The organism is Microbacterium sp. BF1, from assembly GCF_019279095.1.
GTDB classification, from domain to species: Bacteria; Actinomycetota; Actinomycetes; order Actinomycetales; family Microbacteriaceae; genus Microbacterium; species Microbacterium maritypicum.
Genome location: NZ_JAGYWT010000805.1, coordinates 1 through 669 on the forward strand (window position 1 = coordinate 1; position 669 = coordinate 669).

Genomic DNA, 669 nt, shown 5'->3' on the forward strand with positions numbered 1-669 from the left:
TGCACCGCACGCCGATCAGCGCGCACGTGGACAGCAGGTCGGCAGCGTGCCGATCCATTCGCTGCGCCGTCCCGGCGTCGTCGCCAAGCAGGAGGTCATCCTCTCCGGCCCCGGTGAATCGCTCACGTTCACCCACGACACGATCGACTCGGCGCTCGCCTACGCCCCCGGCATCCGGCTCGCCGTGCCGTTCGCGGTGAAGGCCACCGGTGTGTTCGTCGGTCTCGAGCACATGATCGACATCGGCATCCGGTCGTGATGTCGCGCATCGGCGTCGCGCTCATGGCAGCGGCGCTGCTGGTCTACCTCGCCGTCGCGATCTGGCTCGCCGTGATGTTCATCTCGGTCGGCACCCCGGTCTCGATCGGCATGGGCATCACTCTTCTCGTGCTGGCACCGATCGGAGCCTGGGCACTCGTCCGCGAGATGATGTTCGGCTTCGGTGCCGACCGGCTGGGGCGCCTTCTCGACGCGGAAGGCGGGATGCCACCGGTCGAGACCGAGTTGACCCCCAGCGGGAGGATCGCTCGCGCCGACGCGGATCCGCTCATCGCGCGGTACACCGCGGAGGCGGATGCCGCAGGCGACGACTGGCGTGCGCGCTACCGGCTCGGCGTGGTCCAGGATGCGGCCGGCCGCCGCAAGGATGCCAGGGCCAGCATCCGCGAG

Annotated in this window: 2 protein-coding genes; both read left to right on the forward strand. The window is 69.8% G+C overall.

Annotated elements, in window-relative coordinates:
- Nucleotides 1-259: dihydrodipicolinate reductase C-terminal domain-containing protein (locus tag KZA10_RS16905; protein ID WP_306300837.1), on the forward strand; the 259-nt coding region annotated here is incomplete at its 5' end.
- Nucleotides 259-669, forward strand: a 411-nt coding sequence (locus KZA10_RS16910; RefSeq protein WP_218683483.1) for a hypothetical protein, incomplete at its 3' end; no start/stop codon positions are given. The genes KZA10_RS16905 and KZA10_RS16910, both read left to right, overlap by 1 nt.